The organism is Caballeronia sp., assembly GCF_049581465.1.
Taxonomy (GTDB): Bacteria; Pseudomonadota; Gammaproteobacteria; order Burkholderiales; family Burkholderiaceae; genus Caballeronia.
In genome coordinates this window covers 1-6,349 of record NZ_JBAUSA010000179.1, presented here as the reverse complement: position 1 = coordinate 6,349, position 6,349 = coordinate 1, and the positions used below count along the sequence as shown (strand labels likewise).

The 6,349-nt window shown below is 55.9% G+C and carries 6 protein-coding genes; 2 read left to right on the top strand and 4 right to left on the bottom strand.

The window, feature by feature from the left end:
* Window positions 1-1,220: 1,220 nt before the first annotated feature.
* Both cysC and WCA53_RS04520 read left to right on the top strand, forming a co-directional pair.
* The gene (gene cysC / locus WCA53_RS04525) at window positions 1,221-1,856 is read left to right on the top strand and encodes an adenylyl-sulfate kinase (protein WP_423906003.1); all 636 of its coding nucleotides are present in this window, start codon (window positions 1,221-1,223) and stop codon (window positions 1,854-1,856) included.
* 405 nt (window positions 1,857-2,261) lie between these two features.
* Window positions 2,262-3,374, top strand: coding sequence for a hypothetical protein (locus tag WCA53_RS04520; RefSeq protein ID WP_423906000.1), 1,113 nt, complete (start codon window positions 2,262-2,264; stop codon window positions 3,372-3,374).
* Window positions 3,375-3,410: 36 nt separating this feature from the next.
* Here the strand turns inward: WCA53_RS04520 and rfbD are convergent, their stop codons facing one another.
* The 4 genes from rfbD to WCA53_RS04500 all read right to left on the bottom strand — a co-directional run.
* A complete protein-coding gene (gene rfbD / locus WCA53_RS04515) occupies window positions 3,411-4,310 on the bottom strand; it encodes a dTDP-4-dehydrorhamnose reductase (protein ID WP_423905998.1) in 900 nt (299 codons plus the stop codon).
* A 10-nt stretch (window positions 4,311-4,320) separates the two neighbouring features.
* The gene (gene rfbC / locus WCA53_RS04510) at window positions 4,321-4,872 is read right to left on the bottom strand and encodes a dTDP-4-dehydrorhamnose 3,5-epimerase (protein ID WP_423905995.1); all 552 of its coding nucleotides are present in this window, start codon (window positions 4,870-4,872) and stop codon (window positions 4,321-4,323) included.
* Window positions 4,857-5,750, bottom strand: a complete 894-nt coding sequence (gene rfbA / locus WCA53_RS04505; RefSeq protein WP_423906007.1) for a glucose-1-phosphate thymidylyltransferase RfbA — start codon at window positions 5,748-5,750, stop codon at window positions 4,857-4,859. The genes rfbC and rfbA overlap by 16 nt, the downstream gene beginning before the upstream one ends.
* 16 nt (window positions 5,751-5,766) lie before the next feature.
* Window positions 5,767-6,349, bottom strand: a 583-nt coding sequence (locus tag WCA53_RS04500; RefSeq protein WP_423905991.1) for a dTDP-glucose 4,6-dehydratase, incomplete at its 5' end; no start/stop codon positions are given.

Below are 6,349 nucleotides of genomic sequence, written 5' to 3'. Positions count from 1 at the left end.
GCAATTGCGTCAGATATGCCCCGTCCTGCCCTGTGATGCCAGTAACTACTGCGCTCGTCAATTCCATCTCCTTTGAGTAAAACCCATCGGCGCGATACACACGACCGTGCGCGATGGAGAAAATGCTAACAATCCCTCAATTGTAACCGAGTCGACTTGTCGGGAATCCGCCCAAGTCCAGTCCAAAAAAACACTGGGTTGCAACAACAATGCCCGCCCGTCAAGTACGGCGCATGGTCCGTGCGCTTCGGGCTGCGAACCACGACATTCCGCCAACATCGGCTAAAAGGGTAGTGAACGCTAATCGGCGTCATGAAGACGCGCTGAGACTTCGCTCATCGATTGTAGATTCACAAAAAATCATAAAAATTTGATCGGCTGCAAAGAAACGTTAGCCATAGTGGAAGAAAATAAACGGCTTGATTTGTACGAAGCTTATGAAACCGTGCAGTGCGGATTGAACCGCTGTCGGCGCCCAGTATAGAGACGATGGGAGACCAAGCCAAAGCGAGCGAACAACTTGACACAAAGTCCTAAGCGTATGGAAGGTCCCGAAACAATCTCGGGCGGTCTGCGCCCCGGTGGTCCAAGCCCGTCTGGGCTTGCCCGCGCTAGAGCACGCAAGCGTTCCGTCCCCAGTTCGACGGGACATTGCCGCTCATCCGGGACGATGCTGGTGCGCGTTGCGGAGTTGCCACACGTTTTGGCATCCCGGCAACGTGTGGAATAACATACGCGTTTTGCGTAGAAACACTGGGAGCGCTTCACGCCATCGCGACAAACCTTGTCCAGAATCAATCTAATTTAATGCCGCTGAAATGCGTACAACGCTTGAATCGATTTGTGAAATTTCGAATACGTTTCGATATCACCGCTTCCACGACGCCTCATTTTGTTGCATGCTCGATTCAGTTACTTCCGGCAATGGAACCTACCCTATGATGTTGATTCCTTCAAACTTTGGTCGAGCGACTGTCGCGTTTCCATCACCCAAGTACTTTCCCTAGGCGAAAGTCCATACGTATGAACTATTGAACCGTCAATCACCTTAATGCATCGCTTCCGAGAAAAATGCGCAGAGCCGCAAGCGTTCTGGCCGTGCTCTCGTTTCTCGTTGAATACGCGCGACACCGCACGCATGCAAGCCATGTTGGCCGTTAAATTGCTGCAAATCCCATCGCGCACGTTTATGCTGCGATAAGACTTGAACGGGAACAATCATGAAACGTCATGTAGACCGTGAAATCGCGTATCCAGTACTCGGCACTGACCTCGTTCGGCAGGCATCGGACGTTACAAGGACGCATCGCGAATCGGCGAACGGGCATCGCGGCATGGTGGTCTGGTTGACCGGCCAGCCGAGCTCCGGCAAGTCGACGATCGCGAATTCGACGGAGCGTGCCCTTCATGCGTGTGGCATGCGAACCGCCATTCTGGACGGGGACAACATGCGCCTCGGCTTGTGCGCCGATCTTGGTTTCTCAGAGGCCGATCGCGATGAAAACGTCCGTCGCGTCGCTGAGACGGCACGATTGTTCCTTGAAAACGGGGTCGTTGTGATTGTTGCGCTTGTGTCGCCGCATCGGCAAGCAAGGGATCACGCGAAGCAACTGGTCGGCGCGGCAGACTTCCTTGAAGTTTATTGTTGTTGCGAGTCCGCAGTTTGCGAGCAGCGCGATCCGAAAGGCCATTATGCGCGCGCCAAACGTGGCGAAATCCCGGGCTTCACGGGCGTGTCTTCCCGCTATGAAGCGCCGCTCGCACCGTCGCTCGTTCTCAACACCGGCATGCTGCCGGCAGAGGAATCTGCACGGCTGCTAACCGAACTAGTCCTTGCGAAATGTGCAACATATTAATTTTCGCTGGCGAAAAAAATGCTTACGGATAATGGATTTAAAATGCTTCCCGCCGGTAATTCTACCTATGCCATAGTTGCCACGACGTGCGCGCTTTTACTGATCGAGTTGAATTCGAAAACTGTTACGCCAATCGAGTGCGATCGATCGGAATATTATGGTATTACATGGCGCCCGAACGCCCGGGATTTGATTCTTTCGCATTCAATGCTCGACAATAATGCACTAAAAGATATCACTTCATATGCTCAATCTGAAGTGGGTGTTATCTCAGAAGGTGCATTTACGTCTCAGCCGTTTCTTTCACAACCACATCAAATTGTTTTCTCGTCCGATAACCGGATTGTTTGCACGAACACCGGCCGTAATTCCATATCGATCTACGACACTACCAGGCCCACCCTGTTGCAGGAAACACGGATCCCCGGCAGTGCAAGATGGGACAGGCTATCGACCGATGACGCACCCGGAGACCATCTCAATTCGCTGTTCGAGACGAACAATGTGCTGTACGCAATTGCGCATCGGCACACAAAGGGTTCCGCGTTGGCAACGTTCAGCTTTCCAGATCTCGAATTGCTATCGTTGGAACCCATCAAGAACCGTACGGGCATTCACAACATCTGGGTCACGGATGACGGCCAGCGCATTGCCTGTCACAGCGACGCAGGGGCATTGATCGACTTGAACAGCGACAGCGCGGTATGGGAATCGGGCAGCAAAATCTACACCCGTGGGCTGGCAGCATCGGCCGATTTCGTTCTGGTCGGCGAGAGCCAGATAACCGGTCGCGCGTCTCGCCGTCACTCTCTTAGCGGCCTTTGGCTGTTGGACCGAAAGACATGGCGAGCGCTCGACTACTTTTGTCTCGGCGCGTATGGCGCGGTGCACGAGGTGCGATTGCTCAGCGTCGCAGACGAAGCGCATCACGGCCATCCTTTTGCCGGAATCGACGCGCTTCTCATGCGCGATCAACGCAACGTGATCGCGGCTGAACGCCTCGCCGCCTCCGTTCGCGCCAGGGTTCTGCGCAAATCCTGGGCCGCGTTTCATCTGACGTGCGGCTCGCCGGCCCCGAGAGAAACCAACGGTCAGGCAGCGCGACCGGACGACTTGTGCCTGCTAATCCAACGGCCCGAAAACCGGGCGAAAAACAAGCTCGATTTTTCGTACTCGCTGGATCATCGTGCGGGACAGTCGCATGTTGCGGTCATTGCATATCGCGGTCACGGCGGAGATTCCGACATGGACGCGCTACTCATTCAACGGGTGGGAGAAACCGCCGCTACGATCAGCCGATGGAATCACGACGGTCGATCATGGACCGGACTCGCTGAGACGGCGATCGCGAATATTCCTCTGACGGGAAGTATTTGCTTTAAGAGGACGTCCGAAGGTGTCGAGTTGTATATCGATGGTCGCCGCATTCTTGGCGACCTGCTCGATGGGTTTCACGAGAATTCAGACGCTATTGGAATTAGATGGCTTGGGTCGACAATTTATCCGTCCGACGCATGAAGGGGGCGAATGCTTGCGGTTCGAACCAGATCGCTCTCAACCGTCCTTTATCATTGCCATACAGAGGCGAAGCGCTTCGTCCCACTCCGGCGCCCTAATCCCAAATGCCGCAAATAATTTCTCATTTGACATCCGCGAGTTTGCGGGCCTGGCAGCAGGTGTCGGATACGAAGCGGCCGGAATCGGCTTGACCAAAGGCTTCTTTTCGAGCACTGAGTGATCGAAGATGGCTTGGGCAAAACCCGCCCACGACGTCGATCCTGACGCCGTCAGGTGATACACGCCCGAGTGGGTAGACCACCATTCGCCGGGGCCAATCAGAGCCTGAGCCAGAATCCCTGCGGATAATGCGGCGATCGTGTTCGCCCAGGTGGGCGCGCCGAACTGATCCGCGACGACACTCAACTCGTTACGCTCTGCGCCAAGCCGCAACATCGTGCGCAAGAAGTTCTTGCCGCGTGTGCCGTACACCCAGCTCGTTCGAAATATCAGATGATTACAACCCGAAGCCGCGATCGCCTGCTCGCCGGCCAGCTTGCTCTTGCCGTAAACGTTCTGCGGATTCACCGCATCGTCCTCAACGTACGCGACCTCTTTCGTGCCGTCAAAAACGTAATCGGTCGAGTAGTGAACCAGCGCCGCACCCGATCGCCGCGCCTCCTCGGCCAGCACACCCGGCGCGTCCGCGTTCGAACGCATGCATGCAGTTGCGTCGGTTTCGGCTTTATCGACGGCGGTGTACGCAGCGGGATTGACGATCAATGACGGCTTCTCGTCGCGCACAACGCGTCTCACCTGATCGAGGTCGTCGAGATCGAGGCGGCTGCGATCGAGCGCAACTACCCTTCCGAGTCCCTGAAGACTGCGCGCCAGCTCGAACCCAACCTGACCATTGACGCCGGTCAGCAAAATGGTCGCTTGCTTTCGCGTGCTCATTCAAGTCCCCTCACGCGAAATGGTCGGCTTGCGACAGCCGCTTGCCGGCAGCATCCTTCGCTGCGAGCAAAGGCTCGAAATCAATCGACCAATCGATACCGATCTCCGGATCGTTCCAGACAATGCTGCGCTCGTGCTCCGGATACCAGTAATCGGTCGTCTTATAGAGAAACTGCGCTGCCTCTGACAACACCACGAACCCATGCGCAAATCCTGGGGGCACCCACACCTGCCGTCGATTCTCCGCCGACAAATGGAGGCCCGTCCACTTGCCAAAATCCGGTGAGCTTTTGCGGATATCGACGGCGACATCGAACACCTCGCCTTCCATCACGCGTACGAGTTTCCCCTGCGCGTGCTCGATCTGATAGTGCAGGCCGCGCAACACGCCCTTTGCCGAACGAGAATGGTTGTCCTGCACGAACCGAACGTCGACTCCCACCTGCTCCGCGAACTCACGTTCGTTGAAGCTTTCGTAGAAGTAGCCCCGGGTATCGCCAAATACCTTCGGTTCGATGATCTTCACGTCGCGCAACGCGCTAGTGGTTACTTGGATGGCCATGCGACTTGATCGTTGGGAAGGTTGAGAAGGTACTGGCCATAAGCGTTCTTGGAAAGCGGCTTGGCAAGCTTGAGCAATTGTTCGTCGTCGATCCACGCGCGGCGGTAAGCAATTTCCTCCGGACACGCGACGACCAAGCCTTGCCGCTTTTGCAGCGTCGCGATAAACGTGGCGGCTTCAATCAGCGAATCGTGCGTGCCGGTATCGAGCCATGCAAAGCCGCGCCCCATGATCTCAACGTTGAGTTTTTCCTGCTCGAGATAGCGCGAATTGACGTCCGTGATTTCGAGTTCACCGCGTGGCGATGGCTTGATGTCGGCGGCGATATCGCAGACGGTGTTGTCGTAGAAGTAAAGACCCGTCACCGCGTAATTCGAGCGCGGCTTCAAAGGCTTTTCTTCTATCGATAACGCGCGAAAATTCTTGTCGAATTCAACCACGCCGTAGCGCTCCGGATCCTGCACGTGATACGCGAAAATCGTGGAGCAATCGGTCCGGGCGTTAGCCGCCTCAAGTTGCCGTCCAAGGTCGTGGCCATAGAAGATGTTGTCACCGAGAATCAGCGCCGACGGATCATTGCCAATAAAATCCTTGCCGATAATAAACGCCTGCGCCAATCCATCGGGCGAGGGCTGCACTTCGTAGCAAATATTCATGCCCCATTGGCTGCCGTCGCCGAGCATTGCTTCGAAACGCGGTGTGTCTTGCGGGGTGGAGATGATCAATACGTCCCGAATGCCGGCGATCATGAGCGTGGATAGCGGGTAGTAGATCATCGGCTTGTCGTACACGGGCAGAAGCTGCTTCGATACAACGTGCGTAATCGGATAGAGCCGCGTGCCCGAACCGCCGGCGAGGATGATGCCTTTGCGCGCCATGGTCAGTTCCTGATAGTTAGTGGTGCGCACGCTGCGCATAGTTGGTTTCGACCCACTTCAGGTAGTCACCGGAAGCCACGTCATCAGCCCATTCCTGATTGTCGAGATACCACTGGACGGTCTTCGCAAGGCCGGTTTCGAACGTCTCCGCCGGCTTCCATCCGAGTTCGCGTTCGAGCTTGCGTGCATCGATGGCGTAACGCCGGTCATGTCCCGGCCGATCCGTCACGTACGTAATCTGATCGCGATAAGAACCGTTCGGCTTCGGCTTGAACCGGTCGAGCAAATCGCAGAGCGTATGCACGACTTCAAGGTTTTTCTTCTCGTTCCAGCCACCGACGTTGTACGTTTCACCCGGCTTTCCGCGTGCGAGGACTTCACGAATGGCGCTGCAATGATCGCCGACATATAGCCAGTCGCGTACATTCTGGCCGTCGCCATACACCGGCAGCGGCTTGCCGCTTAGCGCATTGGCGATCATCAGCGGGATGAGCTTTTCGGGGAATTGATACGGCCCATAGTTATTCGAGCAGTTGGTCGTCACGACCGGCAAGCCATACGTGTGGTGGTAGGCACGCACCAAGTGGTCCGAACCTGCC

Coding starts and splice junctions, on each gene's coding strand:
- cysC (WP_423906003.1), top strand. CDS start 1,221: ATGAAACGTCATGTAGACCGTGAAATCGCGTATCCAGTACTCGGCACT.
- rfbD (WP_423905998.1), bottom strand. CDS start 4,310: ATGAGCACGCGAAAGCAAGCGACCATTTTGCTGACCGGCGTCAATGGT.
- rfbC (WP_423905995.1), bottom strand. CDS start 4,872: ATGGCCATCCAAGTAACCACTAGCGCGTTGCGCGACGTGAAGATCATC.
- rfbA (WP_423906007.1), bottom strand. CDS start 5,750: ATGGCGCGCAAAGGCATCATCCTCGCCGGCGGTTCGGGCACGCGGCTC.